Annotated in this window: 15 protein-coding genes; all 15 read right to left on the bottom strand. The window is 61.1% G+C overall.

Going from position 1 to position 16,728, the window contains the following annotated elements; genetic code table 11:
- Window positions 1-8 precede the first annotated feature (8 nt).
- Window positions 9-1,190: a hypothetical protein gene (locus tag C7123_RS05650; RefSeq protein ID WP_069176089.1), complete on the bottom strand. Its 1,182-nt coding sequence runs from the start codon at window positions 1,188-1,190 to the stop codon at window positions 9-11.
- 60 nt (window positions 1,191-1,250) lie between these two features.
- Entirely contained in the window at window positions 1,251-2,396 is a 1,146-nt protein-coding gene (locus tag C7123_RS05645; RefSeq protein WP_107490608.1) for a hypothetical protein, read from the bottom strand.
- A gap of 127 nt (window positions 2,397-2,523) precedes the next feature.
- Window positions 2,524-3,552, bottom strand: a complete 1,029-nt coding sequence (locus tag C7123_RS05640) for a YARHG domain-containing protein (RefSeq protein ID WP_069176087.1) — start codon at window positions 3,550-3,552, stop codon at window positions 2,524-2,526.
- A 69-nt stretch (window positions 3,553-3,621) separates the two neighbouring features.
- The gene (locus tag C7123_RS05635; RefSeq protein ID WP_069176086.1) at window positions 3,622-4,242 is read right to left on the bottom strand and encodes a hypothetical protein; all 621 of its coding nucleotides are present in this window, start codon (window positions 4,240-4,242) and stop codon (window positions 3,622-3,624) included.
- A 92-nt stretch (window positions 4,243-4,334) separates the two neighbouring features.
- Complete coding sequence (locus tag C7123_RS05630; RefSeq protein ID WP_069176085.1) at window positions 4,335-4,982, bottom strand: DUF2059 domain-containing protein; 648 nt, start codon at window positions 4,980-4,982, stop codon at window positions 4,335-4,337.
- Between the two features lie 99 nt (window positions 4,983-5,081).
- Window positions 5,082-5,495: a 5-fold beta-flower protein gene (locus C7123_RS05625; protein ID WP_037983389.1), complete on the bottom strand. Its 414-nt coding sequence runs from the start codon at window positions 5,493-5,495 to the stop codon at window positions 5,082-5,084.
- 607 nt (window positions 5,496-6,102) lie between these two features.
- A complete protein-coding gene (locus tag C7123_RS05620; RefSeq protein WP_083206984.1) occupies window positions 6,103-9,438 on the bottom strand; it encodes a BACON domain-containing protein in 3,336 nt (1,111 codons plus the stop codon).
- A gap of 400 nt (window positions 9,439-9,838) precedes the next feature.
- The gene (locus C7123_RS05615; RefSeq protein ID WP_069176083.1) at window positions 9,839-10,801 is read right to left on the bottom strand and encodes a DUF6261 family protein; all 963 of its coding nucleotides are present in this window, start codon (window positions 10,799-10,801) and stop codon (window positions 9,839-9,841) included.
- 441 nt (window positions 10,802-11,242) lie between these two features.
- Window positions 11,243-11,701 (bottom strand): transposase, encoded by a 459-nt coding sequence (locus C7123_RS05610; RefSeq protein ID WP_038000509.1) that lies wholly within the window; start codon window positions 11,699-11,701, stop codon window positions 11,243-11,245.
- A 280-nt stretch (window positions 11,702-11,981) separates the two neighbouring features.
- On the bottom strand, window positions 11,982-12,443 hold the full coding sequence (locus C7123_RS05605) for an HU family DNA-binding protein (protein ID WP_069176082.1): 462 nt from the start codon (window positions 12,441-12,443) through the stop codon (window positions 11,982-11,984).
- 395 nt (window positions 12,444-12,838) lie between these two features.
- Window positions 12,839-13,924: a nucleoside hydrolase gene (locus C7123_RS05600; protein ID WP_069176081.1), complete on the bottom strand. Its 1,086-nt coding sequence runs from the start codon at window positions 13,922-13,924 to the stop codon at window positions 12,839-12,841.
- A gap of 171 nt (window positions 13,925-14,095) precedes the next feature.
- Complete coding sequence (locus C7123_RS05595; RefSeq protein WP_069176080.1) at window positions 14,096-14,602, bottom strand: hypothetical protein; 507 nt, start codon at window positions 14,600-14,602, stop codon at window positions 14,096-14,098.
- 24 nt (window positions 14,603-14,626) lie between these two features.
- A complete protein-coding gene (locus C7123_RS05590) occupies window positions 14,627-15,163 on the bottom strand; it encodes a hypothetical protein (protein ID WP_159049850.1) in 537 nt (178 codons plus the stop codon).
- Between the two features lie 138 nt (window positions 15,164-15,301).
- Complete coding sequence (locus C7123_RS05585) at window positions 15,302-16,366, bottom strand: Ig-like domain-containing protein (RefSeq protein ID WP_159049849.1); 1,065 nt, start codon at window positions 16,364-16,366, stop codon at window positions 15,302-15,304.
- A 153-nt stretch (window positions 16,367-16,519) separates the two neighbouring features.
- On the bottom strand, window positions 16,520-16,699 hold the full coding sequence (locus tag C7123_RS12885) for a hypothetical protein (RefSeq protein ID WP_159049848.1): 180 nt from the start codon (window positions 16,697-16,699) through the stop codon (window positions 16,520-16,522).
- Window positions 16,700-16,728 lie beyond the last annotated feature (29 nt).

Genomic DNA, 16,728 nt, shown 5'->3' with positions numbered 1-16,728 from the left:
GGAGAGATTTATTGCACGAAGTCGGAAGAGGCAAAGCGTGATTCGACCCATCCGGTGACGTGTGTGCGGAGGTGGCGCACTTTCAGCCATCCTTCGCGGGCATCCAAGAGCTGCCAAGGGAATGGACGGATTTGGGAGTCGTCGACGTATTCGTTTTTGATGGTTTGGAGGGGGCGCGAGGTGCGGGTGGGCTCGGCGAAGAGGGTCATGGCGACGCTTTCGTGTCTGGAGCGTAATAAGACGTAGAGCGAGGAACAGTCGACCCAAGCGTAAGCGTATGAGGGCTCGTCAGTGGGATTCTCAGACATTTGAGCGTAATGGATGTACGCCCTCCCCGTCTGCACCTTTTTCACGGTGATGTCGTAACAGAAGCCGCCGGGTGTGATGGGATGGGTGGCGGAGCTGCTGGGCCCGTTATATCGCGGAATGGATTCGTCGGCTTTCCCGAAGTGAATATTGAAAGGGGTCGGGTATTCGTCGGAGTCTCCGAAGCGAGTCTTGAATGTGGCCGGGAACTGGCCGTTTTGATAAAGACCGGCCCCGGGCTGCCGATAGCGTTCGGCGGCGCCGACCAGGGTGAATCCGCCCAGTCCGTCCCAGCGGAGGGTGAGGGGGGCGGGGGCGCTTCGGTCTGACCAGCCTTCCAGGCGGATGTCTTTGCCCTTGCGGGGGAGTTGGACGATGAACTCTCGGACGTCGTCATGGAGGTCTTTGAAGGGTGGCTTGGAGAGAGGCGTCATGAGTCCGGTGGTGGGGTTGTAGTCGTAAAAAACGAGGAGGAGGTTGCCCCTGTAGGTGTTGCCATTGACGGCCACTAAGCAGTGGCCCGCCTCGGTGCGCCAGTAGCACATCTCCATCGTCGGGTAGTCGGTCCGGTTGCAGGTATTCTCATGGAAGCTGTATTTCAGATAGCCGCTGGGGGCGTCGAGGAGGTATTCCAATGTGCAGTTCTTCGGCTGTGGTGCCTTGCCGTCGAGCTTGGCCAAGGCGGCGGTGTTGAGCGGGGTGGGATATTGCTGGAGGAAGGCGCGGGCGAAGTCGGCGATCGTGGGCCGCTTGCCGGGCTGGATGTGTACGCGTAAGACGTGGGTACCCCATTGCTTATTGCCGTCGCTCTGTGCGTGGGCAGCGGAGAAGGCGAGGAGGGCGAGGAGTAGCGTGAGAATGAGGGGAGAGTTTTTTGTTTTCATATCTGTGAGAATTATCGATGGTCAATTATCAACCTAAATGGGTCAATGGCCGATTGGGGATTATCGAAGTTCTTGGATGTCCGACTCCCTCCATCCGCCGTTGCCCTCGGACGACTCCCAGGGGTAGGGGCGCTTTGAGCCATGCTCCTGATCCCAGCGGAGGAGGTCGTAGTTGATACGTTCCAAGGGGGAGAGATCGTCTTGCTTCACGTCGCGCTTCTTCATGCGCTGATACCAGCGCTGGCGCTCTATCTCCCTCACCGGGTAAGAGAAGCGAGCGCCGTAGCGGGCGGTCAGCTCGAAAGAGAGGAGTCTGGCTTCCTCGAAGCTGAATTGCTGCATGATGCCGTAGGTCAGGATGCGCATGCTGGGGAAGGGGTATTCGCCGGGCACGCTCTCGGTCTCGAAGTAGCGGCGGATGGTGCAGAGACAGGCCACGGTGTCGCCGTCCACCCAGCGGTCGCCCCGGCGCGTAGCACGGCGGATGATGAGGGCGTCGCACTTATTCAGCCCTCTCGAAACGCTGCCTTTGAAGACATGGTAAGCCGATCCGTCGGGCAGCAGGATGACGTTCACCGGGTTGCCCCCTTCGCGGGCGAAGGTGTACGCCACTTCGCCACCGCCGGCGGTGAGTCCGCTGACGGCCTGGCGGTCGGGCGAGAAGCGGATCGTGCGACCCTCATCGGTGCGGTATTCGCCCGAGAGGTAGTAGTAAGCCATGTGTCGCTCCACGGTGCGGATCAGCTCCTCGTAGGGCCGATAGCCGTCGCCTGCGCTTGCGGGCCGTGGGGCGATGATCTCGAGGGCGGCGCAGGCGCGTCCCCGCTCGTCACGGGCGACGAGGTAGGCCGTGCCGTCGAATCCCTCAAAGCGGACGGCGTCGCCCGAGCGGGCGTTCTTGAAGGCGCGTCCGTGGCCCTCGATGTGGTAGTCAGCGCCGTCCCGACCGTCGGGGACGAGCTGGAAGCTGACGTCGGCCTCGCGTTTACGACAGGAGACACCGCGGAAGCGGAACGCTCCGCCGTTAGTCCGACTGACCACGAAGGCGTAGTAGCCGTCGCTCCAGATGTGGGCCGTGGGGTCGATGCGGACGGCCGTAGGCTCGGGCGTGGGGTGACGGCCGGGCATCTCGTTCCCGTCGTCGCATCGGGCGAGGACTACCAGTAGCACGGCCAAGGGGCTGAGTAGGAAATGTATTGCGTTCATCGGCGTTTTTGGGGGATGGGTGGTTAATAAGTAGTGGTCAGTGATCGATTCTCAATGGGCGGCACCATGCTCCCCGGTGTATCTCCGGGGAGAATCATGGATCATTCATCCTTGTTTCTTATCCATCTCAATGCTGGCAGGTCTCGTTAGTCATCATCTCCTCCGCACGTCGGATCATGGAGATGTTGAGCGCATCCAGCTCGGTGAGTCGGTCGGAGACGTCGTCGGCCTCGGGGTGATACCAGTCTTTCGACTCGAAATGTCGCTGCATCTCTCCGCCGCCGGCGAAACGCAGTCCGCGGCGGGCATAGATCTCGTTGCGCATGATTCGGAGATCCACGTCGGCAAGGCGGCTCAGCTGCCCTATCGTCAGGGCCCGCATGGCGGTGCAGGGGAAGTCGCCCGGCAGATCGTCCAGCTCCGAGAGGAAACGTGTGCGCCGCGCATTGCGGATGATCTCCTCGCCGTCGCCCGTCCAGAGACCCTCCTCGTCTTGGGTGACACGGTGGATGGTGAGCCCCAGGTCGGTCTTCTCCACCCGATAGGCCGAGCCGTCAGGCAGGATGACAACTTTCATGGGCGTGTTGTACTCCTCGCCGAAGGTGTAGGGTACGGCCTCGTCACCCTCGTCGGAGAGTCCCTGCACGCGCCGCTTAGAGGTGATGGAGGCAGGGTAGAAGGTGATCGTGCGACCGTTCGCGGTGCGGTATTCGCCAGCTAAGTAGTAGTTCGAAAGGTCGTCCTCGATCCGTTGGCGGAGGTCACGGATGGGCGCCAGCACGCTGAACGGGAGGTTCTTCTCGTCGTAGACCACGAGATACATCTCCGGGCCGTAGGGCCTGAGGCGGACAATGTTGCCCGGCTCGCCCAGGATAGGGATGTCGCTCCGGCCCGGAGCCGGTTGCAGGCGGTAGAAGTCGCCGCCCTCGGGCTTGAGGGCGAAGGCATACCCACCCTCATAGAGGGATCCGCCCTCGAAGAGGAGCAGGCCGCCCGTGCCTCGTCGCACGGTGTAAGCCGTGAAGCCGTCGCTCCACGTGCGGCGCGTCAGGTCGTGCTTGCCCGTCTGTGCCTCGATGGGCGCTGCGCCGAGGATCATCAGCCCAAGGAGGAGGGCCATGAGCCCTGCGTAAAAAAGATGCTTGGTCGTTTTCATTGTGTGTGTAAATGAGGGGTGATTACTGGTCGTAAAGGTCCGCATAGTTGCGGATAATTGCCAGCCGCGTTAGGTATCCGAGCCGTAGAGATCCATATACTCGAAGATGATGCGTTTGGCCTCGTCGTTCATGTCGTCCTTGAGCGTGGTGTTGCGGCGTACGGCGTCGGTCAGCCGGTAGACTTCGCCCCAGTCGCTGTCGAAGGCTATTTGTGCCTCGATGAGGGCGCAGATGATGTTCACCGTGTAGCTGTCCGGGTGCATTTGCCGTGCCCGACGCGCCATGCGGGCTGCCTCTTCGACGTTGAAATAGTTATCCATCGCCTTGAGGTAAGCGGCCGAGAGTAGCAGGTCGCCCGGGCGCTTCTGGTAGAGATCTTTCTCCCGTTTGCAGATGCCTTGGCGCTTGAGGTAGCTGAGGAAGAGTTGGTAGCTGTTCTTGCCCTCGAAAGCCCATCCGATCTTGTTGATGATGGCCATCTTGACGGCCACGGGATTGTCGGGTGCGGCGAGGTAGGCCCACGTCTCGTCGGAGGGCGTACGTCCCTTTTCCACCTGCGCCACGATAGGTTCGTCGGCATAAGCCTGATGGAAATCGGTCGAGGTGAGCGGCGAGTCGGCCGCGGCGCGCTGTGCGCAGAAACAGATCAGTGCGATCAAGCATACGATGATGCGGTGCGTAGTTTTCATTGTGTGGGTGGGTTTGAAGTGTGATATGAATAAGAAGTCATGACCCCTTCAGAGCGTCGCACGGTGAGGACGCTCCGAGGGGGCAAGGTTGGCTATCGGTCTGACTCGAAGAATTGGGTGCCTTTGACCCACTTCAGCACTTCGGGCTTGGCTCGACGGTCAGACGGTTCGTAGAGACGGATGTCGTAGCCTACGCGGGGCAGCTCCACGATGCGTCCGTCGATGCCACGCTCGAGTCCGCGGCGTACGGGCATCGGTGTGATGGGGCTCATCCGGTGCGTCGTGGGGTCGTAGTCGTAGAAGGCCAGCAGACCTTCCTTGTCACTGTTGTAGAGGTCGACCATGCTCACGGCCACCATCCGATGGCCCTTCGGGAGGGTCCAGTAGCAGAGCTCGAGCCATGCGCCGCCGTCCATCGCGTAGCGATACTTGAGGTAGCCGTGCGGAGGGTCGAAGACGAAGGTGTTCGGGTCCTTGCGCGTGTTGTTCGGGTCGTTCAGTCGGGCCACGATGGCGTCGGTGAGGTCTGAGGGATAGGCGCGGGCGAAGGTGCGGGCAAAGTCGGCCAGGCCAGCCGCACGGTTGCCTGAGATCTTGACGGTGAGGGGTTGGCCTTCCCACATTTCGCGGATAGCCGTCAGGTCGGATTCGCTCTCTTGCGCCTGAGCGGCGGGAGCGAGGCAGAAGAGCCCTACAGCGAGGGCCAAGAGGATTCCTAAGAGGTTGCGTTTCGAGTTCATGAGTTTGTGTGGTGTTGTAGAGAGAGGGCGGGGGGGAGGAACGGGTTGCTGCCCTCCCCGCGTCCGCCTGCTCTCTGGGGTTACGGTGTGCGTAAACGATTAGTTGAGCAGCTTAAAGAAGACGAGCGCTGCCACCCGGGTCGGGTCGACATTGCTATAGCTGCCGATGCTGGAATGTGAGGCGTTGTAGATCGTGCCGTTCTTGATCTCGCCGATGCTCTGGCCGCTGCGGTTGTAGACGGTGCCGCTGCGCACTTCGCCGACGCTGGAGCCGCCGCGGTAGATGCTGTTGCCGCGGATCTCGCCGACGCTCGCGCCGCCGCGATTGTGGAGCGTGTTGCCGCGGAACTGGCCGATCTGGCTGTTCGAGCCGTTGTAGACGTTGCCGTCGGACTTGACGACGTAGGCCACGGAGCCGCTGAGGCGGATGTCCTGCGCTGCGGCGGGGTTAATAACTGCCATCAGCCCCAGCATGGCCAGGGCGAGGATGAGGGTGAATGCTTTTGTTTTCATCTTGTTTTTGGGGTTTATGATGTTAATATGATGGGCCCGGGGGCCCGTTTGATGTTGGTTTGTTTGGGCCTTGCGGCCCGTTGGTTTGTTGGTGCGGGTACCCGTGTAGGGGCGTATTGCATACGCCCCACCAAACGGGCCCCACGGGCCCGAATGGATGGACGCCGGGTATGATCATTCATCCCTTGCGGGATGTTTGGGGGGGTATTCTGTTTCGCCCCGGGGTTTCGCCCCGGGCTATGATCCGGCGGCCCTACAGGCCGCTCCGGCGTCCATCCATTCGGGCCCGGGGGCCCGTTTGATGTTGGTTTGTTGGGGCCTGCGGCCCGTTGGTTTGTTGGGGCGGGTACCCGTGTAGGGGCGTATTGCATACGCCCCACCAAACGGGCCCCACGGGCCCGAATGGATGGACGCCGGGTATGTTCATTTGGGCCTTGCGGCCCGGTTGAGGTGTTGGGGCCTGCGGCCCTGTTGAGATGTTGAGGCGGGTCCCTTCGGGTACCCGGCCAAATTCGCCGGCGTCCGCAGACGCCCACCTCAACAACTAAACACCCTACCTATAAACGCCTAAACATCTCAACGGGGCGCAGCCCCAACAACTAAACACCTACCTAACCACCACCTTCTCCGTCAGCGGGCCGACCTTGATGATGTACGTGCCGGCGGGGAGGGTGACGGACGTGTCGCCGGCGGGGGCTTGCCAGGTGCGGTAGAGCGTGCCGGCGAGGGTGTAGACTTGCACCGTCTCGGGCGTCGGGAGGGAGAGGTAGAGCGTCGGGCCGACGGTGTAGACCTTCGCCTGCGGGGCGTAGGGTACGGTGTTGGCGACGGTCGAGAGGACGTTCACCTCGCAGCGGGCGACGATGCCACTGCCGTCACTGGCGGCGGCCGTGATCACGGCCTTACCCTTGCCGACGATGGTCACGAGGGCGTAGTCGTCGGCGTCGGGGGCGAAACGCAGCTGGGGCAGTGCGGCCGACTGCTTCGGGGTGAAGACTTGCACGGTGGCCACGGAGGCGTTGGAGCTCATCCACAAGAGGCCCTTGTTGCGCGCGTTGTCCGGCGAGACGATGGCGGAGATGAGCGCCGTGGAGAGGTCGCCGTTGACGGTGAGCGTGGCCGGGTCGAGCGTGACGTTAGAGACTTTCACCTCGGCGGGTGGCACGACGCTGCCGTCGTTGCCCTGCTGGTGGATGGCCACTTTCAGCTCGTCCATGCCTTGCTGCGTGCGGACGGTGATCGTGCCGTGGCGCATCTCCTTGGACGGGTTGGGGGCGACGGTGAACGTGAACGAGCCATTGCCGCGGCCTACGGCGCTCTCGAGGCGGATCCAGTCCTCAGTCGTGGAGCCGGCCCAGAGGCGACTCGTCGCGACGCTGATCGAGCTACCGGCGCCGTCCGACGGGCCGACGGTGATCTCTTCGGGGTTCAGCGCCAGGTCGTAGTCGTATTCCTCGGATGGGGTGCTGCCGGGGCTGGGCGTGGGCTTGCGTTGGCCGGCGCGCTGGGTGAGGGTGAAGGTGCGTTCGGCTTTGCCGTCGTCGCTCTTGACGGTGAGCTTGCCCGTGCGTTCGGCGCCCGACTCATTGCGGTCGAAGCGGACGATGACGAGGCGCGTGCCCGAGCCACGTGTGGCGTCGGGGTGCATCCAGTCGGGGCTGCCGCTGATCGTCCATCCCTTGCCGGCATAGACGTTGAAGCCGACCGTTCCGCCGCCGCTGCCCATGGTCATGGCTGCGGGGTTGAGCGAGATTCCGGTGGCGGCCACGGGTGGCTCCACGGCCTTCGCGGCTTCCTGCGTGACGAGGATGTGGCGGGTGATGGGGGTGCGGTGGCCTATCCGTCTTCTGGACGAGATCACCGCAATCGTTGCGCCGCGCTTCTTGGTGCTGGTGTTGGGGGTGACTTCCACGACGATCTTGCCCGTCTTGACGTCGGTCGTGAGCTTCATCCAGCTTGCGGAGGCGGCGCTGGCCTTGGTGTCCCAACCGTAGTCGCTCTTGACGTTGACCGTTTGCTTGCCGCCGCCGGTGGGGAAGGTGAGCATATCGGGGCTGAGCGTCAGCGTCGGCTCGGGCTTCGCGCCGGCCGCCTGCGTCACCTTGAGCGTGACGTCGCCTTTATCGGTATGGAAGATGATTTCCCCTTTACGTTCGGCACCCGTGTTGGGTTTGATGTTGAAGGCGCAGACGCGGCTCTTTTCGTCAGAGGTAGCGGAGGAAGGTACTCGCTCCATCCAGCTGGGTACCGTCACCTTGTTTAACTCAAACGCCTGGTTACAGCTGAGCTTTACCTCCTTCTTGCCTCCGTCCGTTTCCACCTTCAGCTCCTTCGGCTCGAGAGTAAACCTGGCTTCGGGCTTGGTGCCTGCGGCTGCCTGCGTCACCTTGAGCTTGACGTCGCCTGCGCTGGTTTTGAAGACGACGTCGGCCTTGCGTTCGGCGCCCGTGTTGGGCTGGAACTCGAGCGAATATTTGCGGCTTTTGTGGTCCTCCGAAATCCATAAACCCAGAATACTTATCCAATCCGGCAGATCAACCTGATCGACACTAAACGCTTTATTGCATCTGAGCGTGACCTCCCTCTCTCCTCCGTCGGCTGACGTCTTCAGCTCTTTCGGCTCGAGGGTGAAGCCAGCCTTCTCCGGCTTTGTGCTGCCGGCCGCCTGCGTCACTTTGAGTGTGACGTTGCCTTTAGTGGTTTTCAAGATGATCGCATCCTCGCGCTCGGGGCCGAGGTTTGCTTGGACAAGGATCGTCAACTCTTGGACGGCTTCTTCTGTGAGCTTCTGTCCGGTAAGAGACAGCCAATGCGGTTGAATGATCTCGGAGATTCTATAGGGTTGGGTGCAGCTGAGGGTGAACGATACATCGTTTCGATTCGCATCCACATTCAGCTCCTTCGGCTCGCGGGTGAACTTGATTGTGCCTGCGGCCTCCTGTGTGACCTTGAGATTGACGTCGCCTGCGTTGGTTTTGAAGGTGATCACGCCCTCCCGCTCGGGGCCGGAGTTTGCTTGGACATGGATCGTCAACTCATGGAGGCCCTCATAGTCGCTGCTGTTTCCGCTAACCGATAGCCAATCCGGCTTAACGATACCAGTGATTTTATAGGGATCGGTGCATGCGAGCGAGAATGATACAACGTTTGGAAGCTCGTCTACCTTTAGCTCCCTATTCTTAATCAGCTCCTCGGGGATGAAGGTGAACCGCGCCGTCGGCTTGCTGCCCGGCGTGATGGTGACTTGCTTGCAGGGCCTGCCGTTCAGCATGACGGTCTCATAGGATTCGCCTTTATCGTTCTTAAAACTCTCAATGACGGCTCCCGAAGGTTCTTTTATGATGCTACCAAACACAACCATATGGACGGGGGCAATGAATGCGCTGTGGTCATAGGAAAGATCCACTTTCACCGTGGCTTCTTTGATCCATATGCTGTTCTTTACACAGATCGGTCCATTGGCGATGATGGTGCAGCCCTCTATATACAGCGAGCCCCTGCTATTTAGGAAAATGGCATTTGCCGACGTCTTCGACATCAGCGTCAGCGTACCGCTGCCGGAGATGAATAATTCCCCGGCTGTCTCCGATGTTTCAATTGAGTGGCGGCGCGATATGATGGTGTTGTTTCCGACGAGTACGATATGCAAGTCCCGATAGCTCTTGGACTTGTTGTAGATGCCGAGATCGTTTGCTTCGATCGTGGCATTATTCAGTGTCAGCGTGAAGGAAGCGGGGTCATACGTCACCGTGCCGCTCTGGACGGCTTTGAAACCACCCGAGGCGGAGATGTTGGTGTAATTACCGGAGGTAATCATCTTGCCGCCGATATGGATACCGTAGTCCTCCGCCACCGCTGTCTGCGGCGCGATGGCTCCTGCCAGCCCCGCGAGGATGAGCAGCAGGGCGAGGAGCATGTTCTTGTAATTTGTTCTTGAGTCCATAATTCTGATTGTGTTGGGGGCCTTGCGGCCCGTTGAGGTGTTGAGATGTTGGGGCCTTGCGGCCCGTTGGTTTGTTGTGGTGGGCCCGTCGGGCCGCCCCGGGTACCCGTGCGCCCTGTAGGGGCGCACGGATCATAGCCCAGGGCGAAACCCTGGGCGGGCCGGGTACGTCCCATTCGGGCCCGGAGGCCCGTTGGTTTGTTGGTGCGGGTACCCGTGCGCCCCGGGGTTTCGCCGCCCGGGGTTTCGCCGCCCGGGGTTTCGCCGCCCGGGGTTTCGCCGCCCAGGGTTTCGCCCTGGGCTATGGTCCACCGGGCCTACAGCCCGGCCGGGTACGTGCATTCGGGTCCCTTCGGGTACCCGGCCAAATTCGCCGGCGTCCGCAGACGCCTGCAGACGCCTATTCTTCCGGCAGATGGATGTCGGGATCGCCGTCGCCGCCACCGGGCTTTTCGGGTTTCTTACCGCCCTCGTCCGGCTTCTTGGGATCCTTCGGCTTCTCGCCATCGGGTTTCTTCGGCTCCTTCGGTTCCTTGGGCTGCTTGGGATCTTTGGGATCCTTCGGCTGCTTAGGTTCCTTGGGTTGCTTGGGATCGGTGGGATCCTTGGGCTTTTTGGCGGCCTTCTTCTTGGCGAGGCTCTGGTTGTATTTGTCGAAGATCTCCTGGGTGCGTTGGTTGATCTGCTTGACGATGGAGGCGATGAGTGTGCGCTCGATGGGCGAGGCGCCGGAGTAGTAGGCGGCTTGCAGGATGAAGACGATGCGGTCAAAGACGGCGTCGGTCTTGGCGCGGGCTGCCTTGGCCGAGGGCAGCTCTTTGTCGTCGGCCCGGGCGGAGGTGCGCGTCTTGTAGATCTTGCGAAAGTCGGCGTTGGCCGCCTCCAGCTTGGGCAGGATGGCGGTGAGGCGTAGCGTGGTGAGGAAGGGCGTGTTTTTCGCCTCTCGGAGGTCGATCAAAAGGCCGTCGATGGCGGCTGACTCTTGATCTACGTCGATCTTTTGAATACCGTAATAGGGCCTGATGACGATCTCCAGCTCGTCGGCTGCCGCTGCCGCTGCCTCGGCCGCTTCGGGCGAGAAGCGGTTGGTGCGGATCATGCCGAAGAGGTACGAGAGGAGGCGGCCGCGCGCCTCGTCAGCCTTCTGCATCCGCTGGGTGTCGAGGCTGGCTTGGCTCTCGCGGTTGATCTGACCTTCGACGTCAATGCCGCCCTTGTACTGGGTGATTTTCTCTACGGGGACACCAATTTTCGTGGCGTCAACCTCGTGTAGCAGGTCGTACACATTGTTGTGATACTCGTAATGCCTGCCGTTGTCGAGCTTGGTTAGCCCGGCTCTGTTGATCTCAATGTAATCTTCCATAAAATCTGGGATTAAGAGTGATAGTTCTTGATTCTGTTCGTGAAAAACGGCTCGGGGGGTGTCTGCGGACAGCCTCTGCCGAGGCAGGGAAGTTAGCCCGGGTACGTGCAGGGGACGGGTACCCGACCGGCTTCCCTGCCTTTCCGAGGCGTCGGAAACGTTGAAACAACTTGTTTGAGCCTTTCCGAGGCGTCGGGGGCGTCTGCGGACGCCGGGGTTTCGCCGCCCAGGGGTTTCGCCCCTGGCTATGATCCGGCGCCCCTACAGGGCGCTCCCCTGTACCCGGCCGGGCTGTAGGCCCGGTGGACCATAGCCCAGGGCGAAACCCTGGGTGGCGAACCCCCTGGTGTGTGGACGATCGGGGCGAACCCCCTGGCGTGTGGACGATCGGGGCGAAACCCCTGGGCGGGCCGGGTACGGGGGAGCGCCCCCGCGTGGCATCTAATCTGTCCATAAGTAGTCCTCATCAAATGGTACGTCGTGATCCTTGAGGATGGCCACGTACTCATCGCGAAAGGTTGTCGTACGGTGATGCTCCTCTTGATTGTCGATGTATTTCTTTACGCGTTCAACAAGCGACGGGCTGACGGAAAAAGCACCATATCCGTTCTGCCAGGCGAAATAGCGGTAGTAACGAGGGTCTATGGTTTTGATCCAACAGCTGCTCCGCTGCTTCACCTCTTCCATCATTTTCGCCGTTGAGACGGTTCTTGACAAGAGGCAAAGCAGGTGCACGTGGTCGTCCACACCATTAATCCGTATCGGCAGGCACCCGATATGATTCAATATGCCACCCATGTATTCGTATAGGGCGCCGCGATCTTCATTGCGGATGGTGACGCTTGTGGATTTGATATGAAACACCGTGTGGATATACAGTTTCGATAATGACTGTGGCATGATCTCTATTCATTATTTATTCGTTCAATCAATCCGGCCGGGAGCCGCCCAGGGTTTCGCCCTGGGCTATGGTCCGGCGCCCAGGGGTTTCGCCCCTGGCTATGATCCGGCGCCCCTACAGGGCGCTCCCCTGTACCCGGCCGGGCTGTAGGCCCGGTGTACCATAGCCCAGGGCGAAACCCTGGGGGGGCGAAATCCCTGGTGTGTGGACGATCGGGGCGAAACCCCTCGCGTGTGGACGATCGGGGCGAACCCCTGGGGGGCCTGACCACCCGGCGGATCATAACCAGGGCTGGGACGCCCGGGGGTATGCTCTGGGCATCATCTCGACGACCGACTCGTGGGGAGAGGAGGCTGCGGCGGCGGGGTCTTCGTGCAGCTCGAAGTGCAGGTTGCTGAGCTGCTCCTTCAAGAGCTTGTCGGGGGTGATGACGATCTTCATGTCGCGGATCATGTCCGGGGTGACGCGCTCGGGCTCCTCCATGCCGTCGCTGGTGAAGGAGATGCGGAGCGTGCCCAAGGGGCGCAGGCAGACGCTGCGCCCGGCGAGGAGGTGGCGCACGACGGCCTCGAGAAAGACTTGGATGATCTTACGGACGATGCCGTAACGGATGCCGAGGCTCTCGGTCAGCTGGCCGGTGAGCTCGGCCTGACGCACGCGGCGCTCTAAGAGGGGCGTGGCGTACCATTTGGCCTTGCGGCGATCTTGCGGGTTGGCCCGCTGTAGGATGATGTATTTCATATTGTTTATGCGTTGGGGGCCTGAGGCCCTGTTGGATTGTTTATGCGTTTGGGGGCTGAGGCCCTGTTGAGGTGTTTATGCGTTTGGGGGCCTAAAGGCCCGTTGAATTGTTGGTTTGTTGAGGCGTTGGGGCGGGTACCCGTGTAGGGGCGTATTGAATACGCCCCACCGGGCGCCACCGTCGGTGGCGAATACACGTCCCCCGGCGTTCATCCATTCGGGCCCGTGGGGGGCGTCAGGGACGCCAGCCAAGTTTGGCCGGGTACGTGCGTCGTTACGGTCATTCGCCCCGATGGGGCGGGTACCCGGCCAGATTCGCCGGCGTCCGCAGACGCCCCGGCCAAATTCGCTGGCGTCCGCAGACGCCCGCCCCTACACCGGTACGTGCATTCGGGTCAGAACTCGGAGCAATATTTCTCGATCATCGACCAGAGGCGAGGCTCGTCGACGGTGAGGATGATGCGGGCCTGCTGGCTGCCGACGGGCTGGTTGGAGTCGAAGGCCAGGGCCTGACCGTAGGAGAAGCCAAACTGCGAGTTGACGTCCACGTAGCGCTTGACCTCTTCGCGGATCAGGGTGGGGTCGATGAGGATGGAGGCGGCGATGACGTCCCAGACGTAGTGCGTATAGGTGGGCTCCTCGAGGAATTTTACGTTCAGGTAGTTGCGCTTCATCATGCCCTTGATGCCCTCGTTGCGGACGAGGTTCGTGATCCGCTCGTAGCGATCCTTGCGGAAGGCCATCTTCTCGCAGACGTCCAGCCCGACGATCACCTGCTCCTTGAAGGGCGTGCGGACGCAGATCTTGGCGGCCTCCGGGTCGAGCCACCAGTTGAACTCGGCCGTGGGCGTGGTGTTACCCGGGCGGAAGAAGGATCCGCCCATGTAGATGACGCGCTTGATGAGGGGCACGATCTCGGGGGCGATGCGCACGGCGGTGGCCAGGTTGACGCAGGTGCCGATGGCCAGGATGGTCACCTCGCCGGGGTTGGCCTTGACGCGGTCGATGATGAAGTTGACGGCCTTCATGTCGAGCGGCTGTACGGACGGCTCGCGGCCGTACTTCTGGAGGTAGACGGCGCGCCAAGAGGCGGGCTCGGGGTATCCGGCTGCGCCCACGTAGGCGTCGCCGATGCCGAAGAGGATGCGCTCGTTCTTGATCGTCTCGAAGCGGTTCGGATAGATCGGCTGGCGGATGCCGGGCACGATGGGGATGTCTGTCCGATTGACGCACTCCAGCTGGCGGATGCCGTAGGCGGTGCCCTCGGGCACCCAGGTGTTGCCGATGACGATGGTGACGCCCAGGAGGTCGATGTTCGGCGCCTTGGCCAGCATCATCATGGCCACGCCGTCGTCAAAGACTTCGACCATGTCGGTGTCCAGGATCACCTTTTCTTTCTTCTGCGCCGTGGCGCGTTCGGTGGTCATGCCCATAAGGCCGACGAGGGCCATGAGGCAGAGGGTTCTTAATGTTGTTTTCATTGTTTGGGGTGTTTAGGTGTTTGGGGATGGGGGTTTATCTGTTTATGCGTTTGGGAGCGGGTGATCGTGTTGCGTGGAGATAGGGGCGGGCGTGTACACCGGACGGTTTCACGGGCGTCGGGCGGACGCCCGCCCCGAGAGTTGAGTTGAGCGTGAGTGAGCGTTGAGATTTTAGTCAGTGAATTGTTTGAGGGAGGCCTTGAATTGGAGGTACTGCTTCTTGTACTTGTTGTACGCCTGCTGCGTGGTGTAGTGGATGCCGAGGACGTGCATCGTTTCGTCTTCGCGCACCTCCTGATAGCTGCGGGTGTAGCTGCCGTCCTTGGCGCCGATGGTCCAGTAGGTGACGGTCTGGCGCTTGCCGCGGGTCACTTTGCGCTGGCCCTCGCGTTCGTTCTCCGAAAGTTCGATGTCGGTCGGGTCGCCTGACCACTGGGGCGAATAGACGTAGAAGGTGACGGAGCCGTCGGGCGAGGTGAAGGTGGCGCTGTCAAACGCTTCGTCTTCGCCCGAGGTGGCCGAGGGCAGGGAGCCTTCGGCGGTAAAGTTCGCCGGGTATTCCACGGTGAACCATGCGCCGCGGAACGTCTTGGTTTGGGCCGTCAGCGTCGTGGTGGCGGCCAGCGTCATCGCGCAGAGGGCGATGAGGATGAGGAGGGGAAATCGGGTTGCTTTCATTTTGAATCGTGTGTTAGGGGGGAGTTACTTGGGGGCTTGGATGGAGTTGATGACCGGGTCGACATACTTGCTGAGGATAACCTTGTTGCTCTCGGTGTAGTTGAAGACCAGCGTGAAGAGCTTGTTTCCGCTGACCATAAGTCGCATGGTCATATAGATATTCTCTTTGCCGAGCTGGGGGTTGACGCCGGACTTACGCAGCAGGACGCCGTCCGGGTAGGCTTGGCCCGTGGCGTCAGGGAACTCTCTGAGGAGCTCCGCAAGGGCCTCTTCGGCGTCCTCGAGGGTGAAGTCGTCGTCGCCTTCCAACTCCTTCACGGAGCAGGCGATGGAGTTGGTGACGTCGTCGCCGTAGAGCGTGAAGAGCTGAGCTTTCTGCTCTCTGTCCGCCAGCTGGACGGGCTTGAGGATCGTGGGGCAGATGTAGGAGAAGCCCTTGAGGGTCACTTGGCGGAACGCGCCTTCCGGCTTGGGCTCCGGGGTGTCCTTCTTACAACCGGAGGCGGTGAGGGCTATAATAAGCAGTGCCACTAAGGTGGTCCAAATCATATTCGTTCTCATAATGGTTCGGTGTGTATAGGGTTTGTGGGGTTTGAGGGAATCCCCCTCCCCACCTTTCACCCCGACAAAAGGATCGAGGGGCGTCAGGGGAGGGGGAAGGATGAAGAAGAACTGTTGTCTCTCTCTCTGGGGGCAGACTCAATCGAGGCCCAAGAACTTATGCTCGTACGAGATCGGCGCCACCTGCACGTACAGGCCCGGGCAGTTGTTTACAATGAAATACGTGCCGTTGCTCGGTTCGTCCGGCTTAAAGGTCTTGACCACGGAGATGATCTCGAAGCCCTGCGAACGGCCTTGGGTCTTGATGCGTAAGTACACGATCGGGGCCTGGAACGTGTAGTCCTTCGTGCTGTCGTACTTGTGCCCCGGGTCTGCCGTGATCTCTATCGTGTAAGGCTTCGTGGGATTGTAGCCGTTGTCGGGACGGGCACCCTTCAGGAAGGCTGCCATCAGGTACGGACGGGCGTAGGAGTCGCCGGCGCGGTAAAGTTCCTTGAGCCGCTCCATAGCTTTTCGCCCTTCCGTCCCGGTGCTGTTCAGCTCGATACACGCGCGGCCTATCTCTCGGTCGCGGCGGAACATCTCATGGGCCATGACTTGCAGGGCGATGGCGCCTTGCGGTTCACGTCCGATCTGCTCACGCACCTGCTTGAACTCCTCGACCGAAGCGGGGAAGCGGTTGAAGGTGATCGTGGCCGACTGGCCAGCGGTGTACTGCGTGTGGTTGATCGAGCCGGTCATCTGCACCTGGATCGGTGCGAGCGCTTGCTGCTCCTTCTTGACCGTCACCTGACAGGTTGCTCTTGCACTGCCGCAGCTGGCCGTGAGCGTCGCCTTACCGGCGCTCTTGCCCACCACCTCGCCACCGTCCGTCACCGTGGCTACACTTTCGTCGCTGCTCTTCCAGCTCACGAGCTTGACCGCAGCGTTGGCAGGCTCTACCTCGGCCTTGATCGAGGCCCGCTCGCCGACCTTGAGCGTAAGCTCCGTCCGGTCCAGCTTGATCGACTTCGCCTCGCCGCCCGGGTTGGGGTTCGGATTCGGGTTGGGCGTCGGCTGCGGATTGGGGTTCGGTTGCGGCTGTGGCTGGGGTTGCGGCTGCGGAATGGGTTCCGGAACGGGATCGTCTTTGCAACTCGCGAGGCAGGTTACGCATGTGACGGCCACGATGGCCATCATCATCATTGAAATAAATCGTCTCATTTCTGTAGGGGTTTTTGTTGTGTGATACATGTTTGTTGGGTGGGAAGCATTCCCTTGTTCTGTTTACTGGAGGCCGGTCTGGCCTTGTTGTTCGCGTCAGCCTCTCTGCACGGATGGCAGGTGGGCGGGGGCACTCATCGTGGCGACAGCGGGCTATCGTTCGCCGTTGCGCTTGTTCGGGGGCGTGTGACTGTTGGGGTTGTCGAGGGGGTGACAGGCATTCAGGTAATGCGTATACACGTCGATCAACCGCTTCAGTGAAGCCTTCGCTTGCTCCCGATTGTAGGGAGGTGGGGGAGGCTTGTTGCTGGTTCTGTGGCTGTCGTGGTTCATCGCTGTCTCAGAAACTGTTTAGAGAAGCT

Origin of the sequence: Tannerella serpentiformis (assembly GCF_003033925.1) — a bacterium.
Taxonomy (GTDB): domain Bacteria; phylum Bacteroidota; class Bacteroidia; order Bacteroidales; family Tannerellaceae; genus Tannerella; species Tannerella serpentiformis.
The sequence above is the reverse complement of the archived record's forward strand: the minus strand, read 5'-3'. Positions and strand labels throughout refer to the sequence as shown.